This window comes from Saccharospirillum salsuginis (assembly GCF_014651855.1).
Lineage (GTDB): Bacteria > Pseudomonadota > Gammaproteobacteria > Pseudomonadales > Natronospirillaceae > Saccharospirillum > Saccharospirillum salsuginis.
The window spans coordinates 468020-488630 of record NZ_BMXR01000002.1; the positions used below are offsets into that span (position 1 = coordinate 468020).

Consider the following 20611-nt stretch of genomic DNA (forward strand, 5'->3'; position numbering starts at 1 on the left):
ACTAGCCGCGCGCACACTGTTTCGCCAAGTCATCACTCACAGGGAGATTCACATGACATTGGCCCACACCCTCGGGTTTCCGCGCATCGGCGCCCGCCGCGAACTGAAGTTCGCCCTGGAATCCTACTGGAACGGCGAGACATCAAAGCAGGCGCTTGAAGAGACGGCGCGTACCCTGCGCCTCAAATACTGGCAGCAACAGGCCGAGGCCGGTCTGGACGTCGTGACCGTCGGCGACTTCACCTATTACGACCAGGTGCTGGACGCATCCGCCCGACTCGGCGTTGTGCCCGAACGGTTCGACTGGGCCGGCGGCGATGTCGATCTCGATACCTATTTCCGCATGGCCCGGGGCCGTGCCCCCAGCGGACCATCGGCTGCCGCCTGCACCATGACCAAGTGGTTCGACACCAACTACCACTATCTGGTCCCGGAACTGTCCGCCGATCAGCGCTTCGAGCTGGCCCGTACCGATCTGGAAGAGCAGGTCACCGAGGCGAAACAGGCCGGTTTCACGCCCAAACCGGTGTTGCTCGGCCCGCTTACCTGGCTGTGGCTGGCCCGGCCGGTCGGCGATTTCGATCGCCTGACGCTGCTGGAACCCTTGCTGGACGCCTACGCCGAGCAGTTGAATCGCCTGGCCGATCTGGGTGTCGACTGGGTCCAGATCGACGAACCGGCTCTGGTGCTGGACCTGCCGCAAGCCTGGAAATCGGCCTATGAGCAAGCGTACCACCGGCTCAAGGCGACGCCGGTCAAGCTGCTGCTGGCGACCTATTTCGGGGCGCTGGAAGACAACATCACCCTGACCTGCGAATTGCCCGTAGCCGGTATCCACATCGATGCGGTCAGTGCGCCCGATGAGCTGATTCAGGTCGCGGACTGGCTGCCGTCGCACAAGGTGCTGTCGGTCGGCCTGATCAACGGACGCAACATCTGGCGCACCGATCTGGATGCGGCCCTGGCGACCCTGGAACCGATTAAGGCCAAGATGGGGGACCGCCTCTGGGTGGCGCCGTCCTGTTCCTTGTTGCACGTACCGGTCGACCTGAATCAGGAAACGGAACTGGACGGGGAGTTGCGATCCTGGCTGAGCTTCGCGGTACAGAAACTGGATGAGGTTGTTCTGCTGAAACGCGGTCTCGACGACAACCTGGACGAGGCGTCTCGCCAGGCGCTGAAGGACGCCGCCACGGCAGCGGCCAGCCGATTGCGGTCGCCGCGACTGCGCCACCCGGAGGTCCGCCGTCGGATAGAGGACAGCGAGCGGCTATCCCTGGATCGCGCTGAACCCTTCGCCGTTCGCCGTGACCGGCAACAACAGCGTCTCAATCTGCCCCGTTTCCCGACCACCACCATTGGTTCCTTCCCGCAGACCCGGGATATCCGTCAGGTGCGTCGGGACTATCGCCAGGGTCGGCTCGATGCCGCCGATTACGAACGCCGCATCGAAGCCGAGATTCAGGCCACCGTGGCGGCCCAGGAAGCATTGGGCCTGGACGTTCTGGTCCACGGTGAAGCCGAACGTAACGATATGGTCGAGTATTTCGGCGAGCAACTGGACGGCTTTGCATTCACCCGCTTCGGCTGGGTGCAGTCCTACGGATCGCGCTGCGTGAAACCGCCGGTCCTGTTCGGCGATGTCAGCCGGCCCGAGCCGATGACGGTGCGTTGGACGCAATACGCCGCCGCTCAAACCGACAAGCCGATGAAGGGCATGCTGACCGGTCCGGTGACCATTCTGAACTGGTCCTTCGTGCGCGACGACCAGCCGCGTTCGGATACCGCCCGCCAACTGGCGCTTGCCCTGCGGGACGAGGTGCTCGACCTCGAAGCGGCCGGCATCGGCATCATCCAGATCGACGAGGCGGCTCTGCGCGAAGGGCTACCGCTGCGTCGTCGGCACTGGCCGGCTTATCTGGACTGGGCCATTGGCGCCTTCCGGCTGGCGGCCAGCGGCGCGGCCAGCGAAACGCAGATCCACACCCACATGTGTTATTCGCAGTTCAATGACATCATCGAATCCATCGCCGACATGGACGCCGACGTCATCACCATCGAGACCTCGCGTTCGGACATGCGCCTGCTGCAGGCCTTCCAGCGCTTCGAATACCCGAACGACATCGGTCCGGGCGTCTACGACATTCATTCGCCGAACACACCGAACGTCGAGCAGATCATCGATTTGCTGGAGAAAGCCCGGCGGGTGATTCCGGCCGAGCGGCTGTGGGTGAACCCGGATTGCGGGCTGAAGACCCGTCGCTGGGAGGAGGTGAAACCGGCGCTGGAAGCGATGGTGTCGGCGGCGAAGGTTATGCGGCAGCGGGTGGAAGCCACAGCGTGATCCTGTAGGAGTGCAGTCGGTAGGTTGGATCGGCCGGCGCTCCGGTAGCGCGTGAGCGCGTAATCCAACATCCAAACCGTGCCCGTGAAGCAGACCGTTCCAAAGATGAACCTGTTGGATTACGCCTTCGGCCACCGGAGCGCTGGCCGATCCAACCTACGCTACGGAACTGTCGCGCAGGGGCCTGCGCTCCTACAGTGACCGATTACACCTTGAACTGGGACACCATCTCCCGCAATTGCTCGCCCAAGCGCGCCAGTTCGGCGCTGGCGACCTCGGTCTGTTCCATGCTCTCGCTACTGTGCGCGGAGATCTCGACGATGCCGGTGACGTTGCGGTTGATTTCCTGCGCCACCTGACCCTGTTGTTCGGCGGCCGTGGCGATCTGGGTGACCTGGTCGTGAATGCGGCCAACGGCTTCCTGAATGGTGTGCAACGCCTCGCCGGCTTCGCCGGCCTGGCTCATGGTGGAATCGGAGCGTTCCCGGCTGCGGTTCATGCGCTCCACCGAGCTGCGGGTGCCGTCGACCAGTTCGTCGATCATGGTGCGGATCTGTTCGGCCGAGTCGCTGGAGCGTTGCGCCAACGCCCGTACTTCCTCGGCAACCACTGCGAACCCCCGTCCGTGCTCGCCGGCCCGTGCGGCCTCGATGGCGGCATTCAGCGCCAGCAGGTTGGTCTGCTCGGTGACGTCGTGAATGACGTCGAGCACCGTTTCAATCGACTTGCTGCGTTCGGCCAGGTCGTTAACCGCGTTGCCGGTGTCCTCGATTTCCCGCGCCAGATCGCGCATCGAATCGATCGTGGTCTGCACCACCCGGCTGCCTTCCTGGGCATGCTTGTCGGCTTCCGAGGCGGCGGCCTCGACTTCGCTGCCGTTGCGTGACATTTCCTGAACCGTGGCGGTCATTTCATTGATGGCGGAGGCGATCTGGTCCGTTTCCATCGACTGTTTCTGCACACCGCCGCGCGTTTCCGAAGCCACCCGGGTCAGTTCCTCAGCCGAGGTGGCCAGTTGTTCGGTGGACTCGCCCACGCGTCGGATGGCGTTTTGCACTTTCTCGACGAAGGCGTTGAACTGGCTGGCGAGGTAGCTCATCTCGTCCCGCCCGTGAACCGGCAGCCGCTGGGTCAGGTCGCCTTCGCCCTGGGCGATGTCTCGCATGGTATCGGCTGTGCGGCGAATGGGTTTGAGCAATGTGCGCAGCAGCACACCAATCAGCACCAAGCTGGCGACAATGATCAGGACCACACCGAGGGCGATGGCACTGAAGGCACCGCGCAGGTCCGCGAACAGCTCGGCGCGGGGGATCTGCGCGAAGGCGACCCAGTTTACCAACGGTATTTCGGTGGCGGCGACCAAGTACTCGACGCCGTCCGCGCCGGTCGTGGTGGTCGAACGATAGCCTTCGCCATCGAGTAGCTCGGACGCCACCTCGCGAAGGCCGGGTAAGTTGGCGACCGTTTCTCCGGCCACCGCCTCGCCATCGGGGTGGACGGTAACCTGACCCTCGGTCGAGGTTAAAAAGAGGATGCCGCTCTCGCCCAGTTGATAATTGCGAATGGTGTCGGCCATCTCGGCCAGCGTATACCCGACCCCGGCCACACCGACCCGTTCGCCGTTCAGTTCGATGATGTAGTTGATGAAGACCTTGAGCTGGCCGCCCTCGGTATCGAGGTCCAGACGGAACGGCACCCGGTTGCTTTCGTCGACCAGATTGTAGAACCAGGTGTCGACCCCGCGCTCCACGGTGCGCTCCACGCCGCCGGTACCGTAGTAATTGCCGCTTTGTTCGGACACATAGAAGACGGTGTTGGCGCCGGTCTGTTGCTGGATGGCTTTGAAGTAGGCGACCGCGTCCTGCAGCCCGCTGTCGGGTTCGCCGTCCGCCAGCCAGCTCTTGAGATAGGGGTTGGTGGCGATGCCCCTGGCGGTGGTGACCGGGCCGGTCAGGGTGGCGTTGATGTCGTTGCGAATGCTGTCCAGCGTCGCCGGCAGCTCCGACTGCGTCACCCGATCGGTGATCAGATTCCCGAACAGTCGATACTGGACGATGGCGGTGCCACCGACGATGACCACCAGGGTCAAACCGATGCACAGCATCAATTTCTGGGCAATGGTGAGGTTGTTCACGGTCAGACTCCGACAGCAAGGGCGTTGTTCAGGGTAGACCAGCTCCGGTCGGCTTGCCGTTTGTTGTTGTTTTGACCGGGTGGTAAGGATTGTATCGGAAAGAGAGCTGGAAGCTTTAGGGAGGAGTGTTTGTAGGAGCCATAAAAAACCGGCCCTGGGGCCGGTTTTCTGGATCGATCCGAGCGTTTACTCGTCGATGAAGCCGCGCAGGTGGTCGCTGCGGGTGGGGTGGCGCAGCTTACGCAACGCCTTGGCTTCGATCTGACGGATCCGCTCGCGGGTCACGTCGAACTGCTTGCCGACTTCCTCGAGGGTGTGGTCGGTGTTCATGTCGATGCCGAAGCGCATGCGCAGCACCTTGGCTTCGCGCGCGGTCAGCCCGGCCAGCACCTCGCGGGTGGCTTCGCGCAAACCGGTAACGGTGGCCACATCGATCGGCATTTCCATGGTGTTGTCTTCGATGAAGTCGCCCAGCGAGCTGTCTTCGTCGTCGCCGATCGGCGTTTCCAGGGAGATCGGCTCCTTGGAGATCTTCAACACCTTGCGGATCTTGTCTTCCGGCATGTCCATGCGTTCGGCCAGTTCTTCCGGCGTCGGCTCGCGACCCATTTCCTGCAGCATCTGCCGGGAAATGCGGTTCAGCTTGTTGATCGTCTCGATCATGTGCACCGGAATCCGGATGGTGCGCGCCTGGTCCGCGATGGAGCGGGTGATGGCCTGGCGAATCCACCAGGTGGCGTAGGTCGAGAACTTGTAGCCGCGACGGTATTCGAACTTGTCGACCGCCTTCATCAGGCCGATGTTGCCTTCCTGAATCAGGTCGAGGAACTGCAGGCCACGGTTGGTGTACTTTTTGGCGATGGAGATCACCAGACGCAGGTTGGCCTCGACCATTTCCTTCTTGGCACGACGGGCACGCGCCTCGCCGATGGAGATGCGGCGGTGAATGTCCTTGATTTCCGCCAGCGTAATGCCGGTGGTCTTCTGGACATTGCGCAGTTTGCGCTGGGCGCGACGCAACTCGACTTCGTATTTGAAGGCTTCGTCGGAATACCGGCTGTCTTCGATCAGGTTGTTCAGCCACTCTTCCTCGGTTTCGTGGCCGACGAACATCTTGATGAATTCCTTGCGCGGCATCTTCAACTGACGCACGCAGATCTTCAGCAGGTTGCGTTCCTGGGCACGGATGTTGTCGACCGTGGCCTTGATCATGTCCAGCGATTCATCGAATTGGCGCGGTGCCAGCTTGAAGCAGCAGAACGTCTGACCCATGGCGTTCAGGGCGTCGTTCGCCTCCTGGCTGTAGCGGCCTTTTTCCTCGATGACTTTCTTGGCATGGGCCAGTTGGTTGGCCAGCAGCGTGAAGCGTTCGCGCGCCAGTTCCGGATCGGGACCGCCATCGGACGATTCATCGTCGTCATCGTCGTCGTCCTTGTTGGAATCGTCGGCGACCTTTTCCTCGACAATGGCGTCCGGCGAGTCCGCCGCCGGTGCCGGGTCGGCCTGGTCCGGGTCCTGAAAACTGGTCAGGATGTCGGACAGGCGACCGCCTTCCTCGGAGGAGGTGATGGTCTCGTAGGAAGCCAGGATGTCCTCGATCACACCCGGGTAGTAAGCCATGGCCTGCATGACTTCACGGGTGCCTTCCTCGATGCGTTTGGCGATGACGATCTCGCCCTCACGGGTGAGCAGCTCGACGGTGCCCATTTCCCGCATGTACATCCGTACCGGGTCCGTGGTGCGGCCGGTATCGGTTTCCACCGCGGCCAGTGCCGCGGCGGCTTCTTCGGTAGCGTCTTCGTCCTCGGTGCCGCTTTCCTCGGCCATGAGCAGTTGCTCGGCGTCCGGCGCGGTTTCGAATACGTTAATACCGATGTCATTGATCATCGCGATGATGTCTTCAACCTGGTCCGGCGAGTTGATCTCCTCGGGCAGGTGGTCATTCACTTCGGCATACGTCAGATAGCCCTGCTCTTTACCGCGGGCGATCAATTCTTTGAGGCGTGACTGTTGCTGAGATTTTTCAGCCATAGAAACCCTGTCAGTTCAGTGGTGGATCAGGCGGAGGCAAATAGCCGCTTAGTTTACCGTATATCAACGAGTTAGCCAATTTTTAACCAGCTTGGATCGGTGTTAGGCCGGGATGGGCGCTCGGTAAGCACGCCTCATCCGGTGACGATACGCAGGTCCCGCCCTGGCCGAAGTCAGTCGTTGGTGGGACACCCGGGTGCGTCATAACTTGCGTTTCTTCTGCAGCTCTAGGAAGCGCTGCTTTTCTTCCTTCGTGACGGAAGGATCGCGGTCGAAGATGATGCGTTGCTTCAAGGATTCGTACTCGGCATCGGGAGCCCTCTTGGTAAGGGCGCCAATCAGTTTTTCAAGTTCCGTGCGGGCCAAAGTCACGGGGTCGGTCTCCCCATGGGCGTGTTCTTCCAGCCAAAGATAGTCCGAGGCGGCGATGGGCGCCAGTGTGGCGCGCAAACCGTGTTGGCAGAGGTAGTCAAAGGCGTGGTACACATCCGCCCGTGGCGCCTCCTGGAGCAGCTTGACCACCTGGGTCAGCAGCGGCTTGCCTTCCTGCTCCGGAACCTGTGTCAATCGTTCGAGATCCAGCTCCCGGGCCAGTTCCGGGTAACGGATCAACCAGGCCAGGCAGCGATGCACGATCGAAAACTGAACCCCGAGGCCCTTGCGGCGAACCGGCGCTTCGTAGCCATCCGGGTCCTCGTAGGCCCCGTAACCGGGGTCCGCGTAGGCGGGCATGGCCTCGTCGGGCGGAAAGTCCGGCGGCTGCGAGCCGGAATCGCGTCGTTGCTCCGGTAGGGCCGGCTTGACCGGTTCATAGCTCTTCAGGATTTGATCGACCGGCAGACCGACAAGGTTCGACAACTGCTGCAGCAGCAATTGGTGGAGTACCCCCTCGGGCACCTGGTCGATCCAGCCCCGGGCTACACTGGCCAGCCGAGCCTTCCCGTCCAGCGTGGAGACATCGGCCTGGGTCTGCAGATGCTGAAACAGGAAATCCGGCAGGCTCTGGGCCTGACGGACACGGCGCATGAAAGCCTCGAAGCCCTCCTTGCGCACCAGGGTATCCGGATCCTCGCCTTCGGGCAGGAACAGGAAGCGCGCCTGCTGCCCGTCCCGGATTTCCGACAGCGTGTTTTCCAGCGCCCGCAGAGCCGCCCGACGCCCGGCTTCGTCCCCATCGAAACAGAAGACGATTTCCGGCGTCAGCTTGAACAATCGCTGGACATGGGTGCGACTGGTGGCCGTGCCCAGGGTCGCCACCGCGTTCTTGACGCCGTGCTGGGCCAGGGCGACCACGTCCATGTAGCCCTCGACAATGATGATGTTGTCGAAATTGCGCAGCGCCTGACGCGCCTCGTACAGGCCGTAGAGCTCATGACCCTTGTGAAAGATCGGCGTTTCCGGGCTGTTCAGGTACTTGGGCTTGTCGTCCGGTGTTAAAACCCGCCCGCCAAACGCAATGGTGCGGCCGCGAATGTCCCGGATCGGGAACATCAACCGATGCCGGAAGCGGTCGTATTCACGGCCGTTGTCGTTGCGGATGATCATGCCGGTGGCCAGTAATTGCTCCCGGCCCTGATCGGCGCTGGCGAAATGCTGGATCAGATTCTGCCAGCCGGAGGGGGCGTAGCCGATGCGATACCGCTGAACGATCTCCTCGCTCAACCCCCGGCCGAGCACATACTGCTGGGCTTCGGGCGCGCTCGGGTGGTTGTAGAGCTGGTGTCCGAAGTAGTCCGTGCAGCTGTCCATCAGATCGTACAGGGTGCGCCGCCGGCGCTGTTTTTCCTTCTGGGCCGGGCTCTGTTCTTCACGGGGTACTTCGACCCCGGCGGCCCTGGCCAATTCCTCCACCGCCTCGGGGAAGCTCAGGCGCTCGTATTCCTGCAGGAACTTCAACGCCGTGCCCGAGGCGCCGCAACCGAAGCAGTAATAGAACTGCTTGGTGGAATTGACGGAGAAAGAAGGGGATTTTTCGTTGTGGAAGGGACAGCAGGCCCAGTGGTCCTTGCCCTTTTTCTTCAGCGGAACACGATGACCAATGATCTCGACAATGTCTGTCCGTTCGAGCAGATCATCGATGAAATCGTTTGGGATCAGACCGGCCATGAGTTCCTCAACCGAAGGTGTCGCGACCGCTCAGCATAGCGGCATCACGGAGAATCTGGAAATGGACAGTCGTTGCGACGGTCCCGCCGGTAATACGGCTTGTAGCGCCTGACCGGCGTGGTGATCAGCCCAGCCGGGCTTTGACCGTCTTGCTGACCGCGCCCATGTCGGCCCGGCCCTGCAACTGGGGTTTCAGCAGGCCCATGACTTTACCCATGTCCTGCATGCCGCTGGCGCCGCTCTTGGCGATGGCGTCGTCCACCAGGGCATTGATTTCGTCATCCGAGAGAGCCGCGGGGAGAAAAGTGGCAATCACCTCCATTTCTTCTCGCTCGATTGCGGCCAAGTCTTCGCGTCCGGCCGATTCATACTGTTCGATGGAATCGCGACGCTGTTTGTTCATTTTATCGAGGATCGCCAGGATGCGGGCGTCATCGAGTTCGATGCGTTCGTCGACTTCGACACGCTTGAGCTCGGCAAGGATCATCCGAATGGTCCCCAGGCGGGCCTTTTCTTTGGCCCGCATGGCGTTTTTCATGGCTTCGGTAATCGCTTGCTTGAGCTCAGACATGTCTGGTCAACCCACGTAGTTAAGAGTTCGGTCGTTCTTAGTAGAGACGCAGCATGCGCTTGTTTTCGCGCTGCAGCTTCTTGGCGTGACGCTTAACAGCAGCGGCAGCCTTGCGCTTGCGGACCCAGGTCGGCTTCTCGTAGTGCTCGCGACGGCGAACTTCGGACAGGACACCGGCTTTTTCGCAGGAACGCTTGAAACGACGCAGAGCAACGTCGAACGGCTCGTTTTCTCTTACTTTTACGCTAGGCATTAAACAGACCTTTGATTGTGGGTTTGACAGCTCAAATGGGGTTGGGCCACCTCTCGGTCAAGCCCTACCCGTATTTTTGAGGCGCGCAATTTTACTGTTTTGGGGTGGGGGTGTAAAGCTTGGTGGCTTTGCTTGTTTGTGCCAGTGGTTTGTTTGGAGGCTGGGTATGCTACCGGCAGGGATTAGTACTCGCCAGGAACCCGCCTCAGGAGACCGGGTAAGGCCCTCCTGGGTCGCCGTGAATACCTCCATGTAGGCTAGACGGCGGCATCCATGCCGCCCACTCCCCTGGAGTGCCTAACCCGGCCCCCTGGGGCTGGTGTGTTGTGCCTGCGTATTCGACAGACCCCTGTCCCGTAGGAGCGCACGCCGTGCGCGAACGTTCGGTAGAGAGGGCACCGCCCACCCTCGAAAGTAGGTTGGATTAGGCGATTGCCGTAATCCAACAATGCGCCGGTGGCACGATATCATGCCCAGGCCACAATCGTCGGATTACGCCTTCGGCTAATCCGACCTACGGAATTTGTGCCACAGTTGGTTCTGAGCCCGGTTTTGATAAGTCGCGCACGCAGTGCGCGACAGGATACATTGAAACCCTAAAAGCTAATCCATGGCCCCGGACAACGGACCTACAGGATCCGGAAGGAGCAGTGGCACCACCTCAAGCGCCCGATGCCGGGGGTGTCCCAGCCAGGGATGTCGGCCGCAGGGATGCGGCCGCCAAGCCCCCATGGACGGGTACACGGCGACCCTGGCTGGGATACCCCCGGCAGCGGGTGCGGGCCATAGCCTCCGTATTGGGCCTTGGCAACGGTAAAACCAGGCACCCAACTCCACGAAAGCCACAGATTCAAACTGGCCTTGGAACCAGCCAATGATTAAACTCCCGCCCCACTCTTTATGACCGGCCGAGATGTGAATGCGCGTTCTGGGAATTGAAACGTCCTGCGATGAAACCGGTGTGGCGCTGTATGACTCCGAACGGGGTTTGTTGGCGCATACCTTATTCAGCCAAGTGGCCATGCACGCCGAATTCGGCGGTGTGGTGCCGGAACTGGCCTCGCGCGACCATGTGCGTAAGTTGGTGCCGCTGATTCGCAAGGTGTTCGACATGGCCGAAGTGCCATTCGGCGAGGTCGATGGCGTGGTGTATACCGCCGGCCCCGGGTTGATCGGCGCCCTGATGGTCGGCGCCTCGGTCGCGCGCTCTCTGGCGTGGACCTGGGACGTGCCGGCTCTGGGTGTACACCATATGGAAGGGCACCTGCTGGCGCCGATGCTGGAAGACCGGCCGCCGCGCTTTCCCTTTGTGGCCCTGTTGGTCAGCGGTGGTCATACCATGCTGGTGGATGTGCAGGGCGTCGGCCAATACCGGATTCTCGGCGAAAGCCTGGACGATGCCGCCGGGGAAGCCTTCGACAAGACCGCCAAGATGATGGGATTGCCTTACCCCGGCGGACCGATGCTCAGCAAGCTCGCGGATCAGGGTAAGCCGGGCGTGTTCGAGTTCCCGCGTCCCATGGTCGACCGCCCGGGTATGGATTTCAGTTTTTCCGGCCTGAAAACGGCGGTGCGGCTGAAAGTCGCCGAACACGCCGTGGACGAGACGGTACCGGAGGAAGTGATGGCCGACATCGCCTGCGGCTTTCAGGAAGCCGTGATCGATACCATGGTGATCAAGTGTCGCCGGGCGCTGAAGGAAACCGGACACCGGGCTCTGGTTATCGCCGGGGGCGTCAGCGCCAACCGGCGTTTGCGCGAAAAACTGGCCGCGATGGCCGAGGAGCGGCACTGCAAGCTGTTTTACCCGCGACTGGAATTCTGCACCGACAATGGCGCCATGATCGCATACGCCGGTTGCCAGCGGCTGCTGGCCGGCCAGCGGTCGGATCTGGGTATTGAAGTACGGGCGCGCTGGCCGCTGGATTCGCTGGAGGCCGTGCATGACTGATCGGGTGTTTTTGCAGGAGTTGAAGGTCGAAACGGTGATCGGTGCCTACGACTGGGAGCGCTCCATTCGTCAGAATCTCTGGCTGGATTTGTCGCTGGCGTTCGACTGCAAACCCGCCGGGACCACCGACGATCTTTCCAAGGCGCTGGATTACGATGCGCTCAGCCGCCACATCCGCGATTGGGCGGCCGAACAGTCGTTCGAACTGATCGAGACCTTCGGCGAGCGGCTGTGCGTTCTGATTTACGAATTCTGCGGGGTGCGCGACATCGATCTGCGCATCAACAAACGCGGCGCTGTGGCAGACTGTGGCGGTGTCGGAATCCACATCAGACGGACTTTTTGACGTGAGCCAAAACCAAGCGACTCCGGTCGCGCTGAGCCTGGGCAGCAACATCAACCGTTACCGCAATCTCACCGGCGCGCTCGACGCCCTGGCGGAGGCGTTCGGCGAGCTGTGGTGTTCGCCGGTCTATGAGAGCGAATCCGTCGGCTTCGACGGTAGCAATTTTCTCAATTCGGTTGTGGTGATCCACACCGAGCGCCCCCTTGGCGACATCAACGCCGTGCTCAAACGCATCGAAGACGATCACGGCCGCAATCGCCAGGGTCCGAAATTCAGCCCCCGGACACTGGACATCGATGTGCTGACCTACGGAGACGCCGTCGGCACGGTTGAAGGCATTGAACTGCCACGAGAAGAAACGGCGAAAAACGCCTTCGTCCTCAAACCTATGGCCGACCTCTTGCCCGATACCCGATTACCGGGGTCGGATTTCACCTACGCCCAACTCTGGGCGGCCTATCCCAAAGACAAACAGAAGCTCTGGCGCGTCGATTTCCGTTGGCACAACCGGGCTCTGTAATACGCAAATTCTGGCGGTAACCGCTGGCTAGCTCCGGATGCCGGGTAGACCTATTCGGGGATGTCGGCCGCCCGGACGGCGGCCGTCAAGCCCCCATGGATGGGTTCACGGCGACCCCGAATAGGTCTACCCGGTAGCCGGTGCGGGTTCTGGCACCAAACCGTGACTGTAATCTTTCCGTCAAGATGACGAATCACCCAGGGCTTTCCGCACCAGGGGCCATACATTATCCCGAATAACCGGTTGAGCCTCGGCGGTGGGGTGCAGGCCGTCGTCCTGCATCAAGTCCTGATACTGGGCGACGCCTTCCAGCAGGAAGGGCAGATACAGCACATCGTATTCCTCCGCCAGGTGGGCATATTGGTTGAAAAAGGGTTCGGTGTAACGAGAACCGAAATTGGGCGGCAGCCGTATTCCCAGGAGGATGACGTTGGCGCCGGCCTGCTGGGACAGTTCGATCATCTCGCTCAGGTTGTTCGTCGTCCGCTGGATGGGATAGCCCCGCAGGCCATCGTTGGCGCCCAGTTCGAGCACCACGACCGAAGGGGCGAACTCCTCCAGCAAGCCGGGCAGGCGTTCGAGGCCCCCGCGTGAGGTTTCGCCGCTGATGCTGGCGTTGATGACGGTGTGATCATCCCCCAGTTTTTCATCCAGTAGATGGACCCAGGTCGACTCCGGCGACATGCCGTAGCCGGCGCTGAGGCTGTCGCCCAACACCAGAAGGGTTTGCGCCTGGGCGAGGCTCGCCCAGAGCAGTGTCGCCATCAGGGCGGCGACCCGACAACCCGAGCTGAACAGAGAAGTGATTCGCATGACAGATTCGTCCAACATCATGATAGAGACCCGAGAGCTTAAACAGGAAGTGGCCAGTCGTGAAGGTACGTTGGCGATCCTCAAGGGGATCGACCTGGCCATACACAAAGGCGAATCCGTCGCCATCGTCGGGGTGTCGGGCTCCGGAAAGTCGACTCTGCTGGGCATGCTCGCCGGACTGGATCGCCCCAGCGGCGGGTCGGTCTGGCTCGGTGGCCGGGAAATCACCGCGCTGGACGAAGAGCAGCGGGCCTTGCTGCGCGGCGAATTGGTCGGTTTCGTGTTCCAGAATTTTCAGCTCCTGCCCAGCCTGACCGCGTTGGAAAACGTCATGCTGCCGCTGGAGGTCAAATCCGTGGATCGGCCGCAAGAGCGTGCCATGGAATGGTTGCGGCGAGTCGGTCTGGATGGGCGCGAGACCCATTACCCGATGCAATTGAGTGGGGGCGAACAGCAGCGTGTAGCCGTGGCGCGGGCCTTTGCCAGCGAGGCGCCGATCCTGTTTGCCGATGAACCGACCGGTAACCTCGACACCCGCACCGGCGAGAAGATCGCCGATTTATTGTTCGAACTGAATCAGGAACGCCAGACGACCCTGGTTCTGGTGACTCACGACACCAAGCTGGCCAGCCGTTGCCAGCGACAACTGGAAATGGAAGACGGGCAGTTGACCGAAGTGCCGCCCGCGAAGACGGCTCACTCCACCGCCGAGCAGGTTCGCGTATGAATCTGTCGCTCAAGCTGCTGTGGCGCGATTGGCGCGGTGGTGAACTGAACATCCTGATTGCGGCCCTGCTGGTGGCCGTGACCACGGTCACCAGCATTGGCCTGTTCGCCGACCGGATCCGCAACTCCATCGAGGACGAAGCCGGGACCCTGCTCGCGGCGGACGCCCAGATTCGCGCTCGCAACCGGGAGACGGTCAGCGACGAGCTGCGTCAACAGGCCGAGGATTTCGGGCTGCGAACCGCCGATATGGTGACCTTCCAGGCCATGGCGTTCGGCGCGGACAACGCCATGCAACTGAGTTCGCTCAAAGCGGTTTCCAATGCTTACCCGCTGAAAGGCGAGGTCAAGATCGCCGACGAACCGTTCGGCGAGGCCCGGGCGGTGACCGAAGCGCCCGCACCCGGCGAAGCCTGGGTGACGTCCCGGTTGTTCCCGTCTTTGGGCATCGAGGTCGGCGACACCATCGCCGTTGGCGAAGCGGAGTTCCGGGTCGGTGCCGCGTTGATTTCCGAACCCGACAATGCCGGCTCCTTCTTCGGTGTGGGACCGAGGGTGTTGATCAATACAGCCGATGTCGACAAGACCGGCGCGGTGCAGGTCGGCAGCCGGGTGGGCTATCGGTTGCTGCTGGCCGGCGACGTCGAAGCCTTCCGGCCCGAGGTGGAGGACCTGATGGGCTCCCGGCACCGCTGGGTGGACGTGCGCGATGCCAACGAGAACATCACCTCGGCGCTGGACCGGGCCGAGAGCTTCCTGCTGCTCGCCGGCTCGCTGGGCGTCATGCTGGCCGGCGTGGCCCTGGCGCTGGCCTCGCGCCGTTATGCCTCGCGCCAGTTGAGCCATGTCGCCCTGTTGAAGACACTGGGCCTGACACCCCGGCGGATCTCCCGCCTCTACGCCGGCAATCTGGTCCTGCTGGGCATTCTGGTGGTCGCCGCCGGCCTGCTGCTGGGCTGGTTCCTGCACTGGGCGTTCCTGGAGCTGGCGGGGGATCTATTACCGCGTGAACTGGAAGCACCGGGTTGGGAACCGGTCTGGATCGGGCTGCTCACCGGCCTGGTTTGCCTCATGGCCTTTGCCTTTCCGCCGGTCTGGGTGCTGCGTGAGACACCACCGTCCAAGGTGCTGCGCTCCGAACTGGAGGGCGGCACGCTCAGTCAGGGCGTGATGCTTGGCCTGGGGGCGGTCGCCGTGATCGGCCTGGTGTGGCTGTACAGCGGGGATGTCTGGTTGACCGGGGCGCTGCTGGGCGGCGGCCTGGTCACGATACTGGGCGTGTCGGTGATGGCGGCCGTGCTCATCTGGGTGATTCGCCGCTATGGCAGCCGCCTGGGTACGACCTGGCGTCTGGGGTTGGCCAACCTGCAACGGCACAGTCGCCAGAATGCCTTCCAGATCATGGTGTTTGCCATCGCCCTTATGCTGTTGTTCATTCTGACGTTGTTGCGGTCGTCGCTGATCAGCGAGTGGCAGCAACAATTGCCCGAGGGCGCGCCCAATCACTTCGCCTTCAATATCTTCGAGGACGAACGGCGCGGGTTCGAGGCCTTCCTGGATGAGAACAATGTCGATCGCGAACCTTTCTATCCGATGATTCGCGGCCGCCTGGTCGAAGTGGATGGCGAAGCCATGTCCGAACGACTGGAGCGGCTGAACCCGGACGGCGACGACTTCCGTCGTGAACTGAACCTGACCTGGTCCGATCAACTGGCCGAGGATAACGCCATCGTCGAAGGCCAGTGGTGGGAGAGCGGTGACGACGAACGCACCCTGGTCTCGGTCGAGGAACGCTTCGCCCGGGAGCTGGCTATCGAGATCGGCGATACTCTGGCGTTCACCATCGGTGGGCAGGATGTCGAAGCCGAGGTGAAAAGCATTCGCAGTGTCCAGTGGGACAGCATGGCGCCGAACTTCTACATCATTTTCAGCCGGCCAATACTGGACGGGGCCGGGGCGTCCTACCTGACCAGTTTCTACCTGGCCGAGGACCAAAAGCCACTGTTGTCACAGCTGTTGCGGCAGTACCCGACCGTGACGCTGATCGAGGTGGATGCGATCATCAACCAGATTCAGGACATCGTCGGCCAGGTGACTCTGGCGGTAGAATTCATCTTGGGGCTGGTGTTGGTGGCCGGGTTCATCGTTCTGCTCGCCAGTGTGCAGGCGACCCTGGACGTCCGTCTGGTCGAAAGCGCCATTCTGCGGACTCTGGGTGCCCGGGCCGGCCTGGTGCGTGGCGGGCTCTGGATCGAGTTCGCGGCCCTGGGGGCGCTGGCCGGGTTTCTCGGGGCCATCGGCGCCGAGGCCGCGCTGGCCTATTTCCAGACCGAGATGCTGGAATTGGCCTGGACACCGCATTGGCTGCTATGGCTGGGTGGCCCGGTGCTGGGCGGGGTTGTTATCGGCGCGATCGGCGTGGTCTCGACCCGCCGGGTGATCCGGGTGCCGCCCATGGCTGTGTTGCGTACCGTCTGACCGGCGTTCACACGCCGGTCAATGCTCACCCTTGAAGGGGGTTGATCCGACCCCCATCTTGTCACATCAACGTAAAAGGCTTTGATTAGTTTTAAGGCCATAATAGCTGCTGGCTATCGAATTCATAGGCAGCTATGGCGTGAATTCCCGGGCGTCGGCCCGTAAACTGACCCGTTCTAAGTCGGCTTGCCCCGGCATCCTTAAAAACCGTCGTAACACCCATCCACTGTGAGAATGGAGCGATTAGATGAGCGTACTTCTTGGACGTAAAGCCCCCGACTTCACCGCCCCGGCCGTACTGGGCGATGGTCAGATCGTAGACAGCTACAGCCTGGCCGAAAGCATCAAGGGCAAGTATGCACTGGTATTCTTTTACCCGCTGGACTTCACCTTCGTCTGCCCGTCCGAGCTGATCGCTCTGGACAAGCGCGTCGACAAGCTGAAGGAACTGGGTGTCGAAGTGATCGCCGTTTCCGTCGATTCCCACTTCACCCACAACGCCTGGCGCAACACCCCGGTTAACGAAGGTGGAATCGGCCCGGTCAAATACACCATGGTCGGCGACATGAACCACGACATCTGCAAGTCGTTCGGTGTCGAGTCCGAAGGTGGCGACAGCTACTACCCGGCCGGTGTGGCGTTCCGTGCCTCTTTCGTCATCGACAAGCAGGGCGTTGTCCGTGCCCAGCACATGAACGACGAGCCGATAGGCCGCAACATCGACGAACTGGTTCGCGTCGTCGAAGCGCTGCAGTTCTTCGAAGAAAACGGCCACGTGTGCCCGGCTGGCTGGCAGAAAGGCGACGCCGGCATGGTTAACACCCCTGATGGCGTAGCCGAATACCTGGGCAGCAACTCCGACAAGCTGTAACATCAGCAGTCAAACGCCGTAAGCACAAAGAACCTGGTCAATGTTGGCCGGGTTTTTTGCGTTTTGGGGTTGTTAAACACAAATAAGACGGAAACCGAACAGTGCATGGGCTGACGATCTTCTAGACTGAGACGTACGTCTTATTTCCGGCGCCGCTTCTGGCCTGGAACGGTGCTTTGAATTAGGCTTCGGGCATCGGTTTAAGGAGGATGTATCGTGAAGAGTGGGCTTTCAATGTGGGTTAAAGGGTGTCTGGTGGTTCTTGGGCTGGGAACACTGGCGTCTGCAACCCTGGCGTATGAGCGGCCCGAGCCGAGGATTATCGGTGGCGACAAAGTCACGGACCTCAACGCCTATCCCCATTTCGTCGCTTTGATGTCATATTGGAGCTGGCCCGGTGGTGGCGGGGATCGTGATCACTGGAATCCGTTCTGTGGTGGTACCTATATCGGCGACAACCTTGTTGTGACGGCGGCCCATTGTGTTGATAAAATCGGCGCCGGAAGTACTATTGCATTGCTGTTTGGTAATCACTCGGACGAAATGCAATATGAATACTGCTCCGACAACACAACCAACCAAACCTGCATCCGTCGGGACAGCCCCGATGACGATGTCTCCGGCTATCATTTCACCGATTATTTGGCCTACAACGGCACCGAACAAGTAACGCTCGACGTTACCTCATCCAGTATCCTCATCCATCCCAATTATCGGTCAGGGACGTTCGACAACGACATTGCCATCATCAAGGTTTCGGCGCCTGGAACGGCCACTGCCGCCGATCTGCCCGCAACCGATGTCTTTCCGACGTTGGTTTCGGGAGGCCAGGAAGTCACTGTGATCGGGCATGGCAATACAGTTACAACATCGGAATACATTCCCAGTGCCGATCTATTGGAAGTGAGTATTCCGGCCAAGTCCGATCAGGCTTGTATCAACGACTATGGCGGTAATTTCAACACCGACAATATGCTGTGCGCGGGCCAACCCAATTCCACCAGCCCCTCACTGGGAGAGGACTCTTGTCAGGGCGACAGTGGCGGCCCTTTATTGGACGGAAACACCTTGGTCGGTATAGTCAGTTGGGGCGGTCAGTGTGCGAAGTTCAACGGTGTGTATTCGGATGTCTTCGCGTTAAAAGCCTGGGTTAACGCGGTTGCCAGTGACTACAGTTTCCCGCTGACACTCAATTTCGGCTCTTCGACCGAAAGTCTGGTCAAAACACTGACCTGGACGTTCGAAAATCGAAGTGGATCCAGCGTCACTCTGGATAACTTCAGTTTCCCGAGCATCAGTGGTTACAGCGTCGTTCTGGATCAGTGCGGGGGTGTAACGTTATCGGACGATCAAAGTTGCGACGTCGCGATCAAAGCCAATTTCACCACAGTGGGCAATTACGATTCTCGGTTTACATTCGAAGCGAATGGCGTACCACTGGAAATTGCACTCTTTGCCGAGGTTCTTAAAGAAAGTTCCAATCGATTTGGATCCTCGGGCGGCAGTTTGGGGCCCTGGTTTCTGTTTCTGTTGAGTCCTTTGGTGGTCTTCCGAAATTCCGTTCGCACCCGGTTCCCTCTCGCAATTCTAGTTGCTGTCGGCTTGACCGCCTGTTCCTCCAACCCTTTCAAGCCGGATGCGCCCGAGGTCGTGTTCAATCCGTCGATCAGTGAACAGGGACTGGAATTTTCCGTGGTGTCCACCGGGTGTACCGAGGAAGACCATGTCTACCTCCGGGTAAAAGGCGAAGAGATCGAGGTGCGGCGTACACAACGGGATATGTGCCGAATGGCACCGCATCTGGTGCGTTTCATGATGCCGCTGCCGGAAGGGGAGACAGTCTGGCGGATCCAGAACCCGGTCCGGTACTCGAACCGGACGTCCGGCCCGGGAATTCCGGGTGAGTCCGGAACCCGCTAAAAACCTAGAGAACCAACTTTCTGAATTCGGGCGACTCTTCACTGTAGCGCCAGTATTGCTCGAAGACATCGAGTTGCTGGCGCACGGTGGCGCGGTCGTCATAATGGGCGAAGCCCTGCCAGGCGCCGCTGTCGGTGGCGTGGTAGACGATGCCACTCAAGTCGCTGATTACGAAGGTGCCTTTCAGAGGTTCGCTGTCCAGGATCTCGGATTTGATCACCCGGGCTTCCACGCGAGACAGACGTCGAATCAGTTCCAGCCAGGGGTGATTCGAACGAACGGCGGGCGTCGGGTCGGTCGTCAGGATTCGGACCTGGCTGCGGCGGTTTTTAATGGCGAATTGCCGCAGTGCCTCGACCACCGGTTCAGCCCCGAGCCACTCCGGTTCCAGGTCGGTGGTCAGTACCGTTACCTTGCGAATGCTCTGGTTGATCAACTCGACGGTGTGCTGAACAAAGCCGTCGGTGTTGTCCAGGCGGATGACACCGGTCTCGCTCGATTCGGTCATGGAAGCTCCTTTAGAGCAGTTCCCGCATCGCGACTTCATCCAGGGAGTCCCGGATCGCCAGGAAACTGCGATAACGTCTTTCCAATATCCTACCGGATTCAACCGCATCACGCACCGCGCAGCCCGGTTCGTTTTCGTGCGAGCAATCACGGAATTTGCAGTGACCGGACAAGTTGGACAGCTCCGGAAAGGCCTGGAACAGGTCTTCCGGCTCGATATGCCAGAGACCGAATTCGCGAATGCCGGGGCTGTCGATCAGGTTGCCGCCGCCGGGGATATGGTACAACCTGGCCGTGGTGGTGGTGTGGCGGCCCTTGCCGGTCGACTCTGAGATGGACGCGACGCGGATCTCTTCCTCCGGCAGCAGGGCGGCGATGATCGAGGACTTACCGACACCGGACTGGCCGACGAACACGGAGTTGCCTGCGGCCAACAGGGTGCGGATCTCGGCCATACCGGCCTCGGTCTGGGCGGAGAGGGTGTGGACTTCGTAGCCGAGATCCCGGTATTCCTCCATTTCACGCGCCATGTCCGGTGCCTGTTCCAGGCAGTCGGATTTGTTCAGGACCAGAATGGGGCGTATGCCGTGGTGAGCGGCGGCGACCAGGTAGCGGTCGATCAGGTTGACCGGGGTGCGTGGCGCCGGCGCGCAGACGATGATGATGCGGTCGATGTTCGCCGCCACGGGGCGTAACTGACCGCGCACGTCCGGCCGGCTGAGCAGGCTGGTGCGATCCTCGCAGGCGACAATGACGCCGCTGCCCTGGGAATCCTCCTGCCAGATGACCCGGTCCCCGGTCACCAGGGCGGGCAGGTTGCTGCGCTTGTGACACCGTGTGACGCGGCCGTCTTGGGTTTCCACATCGGTGGTGACGCCGAAATGCGCGACGATCAACCCCGGTTGCGGCTCGCCCAGTTCGCCTTCCTCGGCCTGGGCATCGATGGCCTGGTCTTTCTTGCGGGCGCGTTCCAGACGTTCTTCCTGGACTTTTTGAATGCGGTGCCGCTGGCGGCGGTTCAGGTTACGTTTGCTCATGAA

The 20611-nt window shown here is 61.0% G+C and carries 16 protein-coding genes; 8 read left to right on the forward strand and 8 right to left on the reverse strand.

Annotated features, from left to right (window positions below):
- Nucleotides 1-52: 52 nt before the first annotated feature.
- Complete coding sequence (metE, locus tag IE111_RS05235; RefSeq protein ID WP_189607441.1) at nt 53-2344, forward strand: 5-methyltetrahydropteroyltriglutamate--homocysteine S-methyltransferase; 2292 nt, start codon at nt 53-55, stop codon at nt 2342-2344.
- 205 nt (nt 2345-2549) lie between these two features.
- Here the strand turns inward: metE and IE111_RS05240 are convergent, their stop codons facing one another.
- From IE111_RS05240 to rpsU, 5 genes are all read right to left on the reverse strand, one after another.
- On the reverse strand, nt 2550-4478 hold the full coding sequence (locus tag IE111_RS05240) for a methyl-accepting chemotaxis protein (RefSeq protein WP_189607442.1): 1929 nt from the start codon (nt 4476-4478) through the stop codon (nt 2550-2552).
- A gap of 186 nt (nt 4479-4664) precedes the next feature.
- Nucleotides 4665-6509: an RNA polymerase sigma factor RpoD gene (rpoD, locus tag IE111_RS05245; RefSeq protein WP_189607443.1), complete on the reverse strand. Its 1845-nt coding sequence runs from the start codon at nt 6507-6509 to the stop codon at nt 4665-4667.
- A 201-nt stretch (nt 6510-6710) separates the two neighbouring features.
- Nucleotides 6711-8615, reverse strand: a complete 1905-nt coding sequence (dnaG, locus tag IE111_RS05250) for a DNA primase (protein WP_189607444.1) — start codon at nt 8613-8615, stop codon at nt 6711-6713.
- A 124-nt stretch (nt 8616-8739) separates the two neighbouring features.
- Nucleotides 8740-9186 carry a GatB/YqeY domain-containing protein gene (locus IE111_RS05255; RefSeq protein WP_189607445.1) on the reverse strand — a complete coding sequence of 149 codons (447 nt, stop codon included), beginning with the start codon at nt 9184-9186 and terminating at the stop codon, nt 8740-8742.
- Between the two features lie 37 nt (nt 9187-9223).
- Nucleotides 9224-9439, reverse strand: a complete 216-nt coding sequence (rpsU, locus tag IE111_RS05260; RefSeq protein ID WP_189607446.1) for a 30S ribosomal protein S21 — start codon at nt 9437-9439, stop codon at nt 9224-9226.
- Nucleotides 9440-10358: 919 nt separating this feature from the next.
- Between rpsU and tsaD the strand changes: the two genes are divergently transcribed.
- From tsaD to folK, 3 genes are read left to right on the forward strand one after another with little or no spacing between them, the layout of a single operon-like run.
- The gene (tsaD, locus tag IE111_RS05265) at nt 10359-11390 is read left to right on the forward strand and encodes a tRNA (adenosine(37)-N6)-threonylcarbamoyltransferase complex transferase subunit TsaD (protein ID WP_189607447.1); all 1032 of its coding nucleotides are present in this window, start codon (nt 10359-10361) and stop codon (nt 11388-11390) included.
- The gene (folB, locus tag IE111_RS05270; protein WP_189607448.1) at nt 11383-11736 is read left to right on the forward strand and encodes a dihydroneopterin aldolase; all 354 of its coding nucleotides are present in this window, start codon (nt 11383-11385) and stop codon (nt 11734-11736) included. Before tsaD ends, folB begins: the two co-directional genes overlap by 8 nt.
- Nucleotide 11737: 1 nt before the next feature.
- A complete protein-coding gene (gene folK, locus IE111_RS05275) occupies nt 11738-12256 on the forward strand; it encodes a 2-amino-4-hydroxy-6-hydroxymethyldihydropteridine diphosphokinase (protein WP_189607449.1) in 519 nt (172 codons plus the stop codon).
- A gap of 180 nt (nt 12257-12436) precedes the next feature.
- On the opposite strand, the gene IE111_RS05280 is transcribed toward folK, so the two are convergent.
- Entirely contained in the window at nt 12437-13069 is a 633-nt protein-coding gene (locus tag IE111_RS05280) for an arylesterase (RefSeq protein WP_189607450.1), read from the reverse strand.
- Between IE111_RS05280 and IE111_RS05285 the strand changes: the two genes are divergently transcribed.
- The 4 genes from IE111_RS05285 (at nt 13068) to IE111_RS05300 (ending at nt 19064) form a co-directional block, all read left to right on the forward strand.
- Nucleotides 13068-13796 carry an ABC transporter ATP-binding protein gene (locus IE111_RS05285; RefSeq protein WP_229805234.1) on the forward strand — a complete coding sequence of 243 codons (729 nt, stop codon included), beginning with the start codon at nt 13068-13070 and terminating at the stop codon, nt 13794-13796. The genes IE111_RS05280 and IE111_RS05285 overlap by 2 nt on opposite strands.
- Nucleotides 13793-16273, forward strand: a complete 2481-nt coding sequence (locus IE111_RS05290; RefSeq protein ID WP_189607451.1) for an ABC transporter permease — start codon at nt 13793-13795, stop codon at nt 16271-16273. The genes IE111_RS05285 and IE111_RS05290 overlap by 4 nt, the downstream gene beginning before the upstream one ends.
- Nucleotides 16274-16520: 247 nt before the next feature.
- Nucleotides 16521-17144 (forward strand): peroxiredoxin, encoded by a 624-nt coding sequence (locus IE111_RS05295; protein WP_189607452.1) that lies wholly within the window; start codon nt 16521-16523, stop codon nt 17142-17144.
- Nucleotides 17145-17360: 216 nt separating this feature from the next.
- Nucleotides 17361-19064 (forward strand): S1 family peptidase, encoded by a 1704-nt coding sequence (locus tag IE111_RS05300; protein ID WP_189607453.1) that lies wholly within the window; start codon nt 17361-17363, stop codon nt 19062-19064.
- Between the two features lie 4 nt (nt 19065-19068).
- Here the strand turns inward: IE111_RS05300 and IE111_RS05305 are convergent, their stop codons facing one another.
- Both IE111_RS05305 and rsgA read right to left on the reverse strand, forming a co-directional pair.
- Nucleotides 19069-19572, reverse strand: a complete 504-nt coding sequence (locus tag IE111_RS05305) for a DUF7931 domain-containing protein (protein ID WP_189607454.1) — start codon at nt 19570-19572, stop codon at nt 19069-19071.
- 10 nt (nt 19573-19582) lie between these two features.
- The gene (gene rsgA, locus IE111_RS05310) at nt 19583-20608 is read right to left on the reverse strand and encodes a small ribosomal subunit biogenesis GTPase RsgA (RefSeq protein ID WP_189607455.1); all 1026 of its coding nucleotides are present in this window, start codon (nt 20606-20608) and stop codon (nt 19583-19585) included.
- Between the last annotated feature and the right edge of the window lie 3 nt (nt 20609-20611).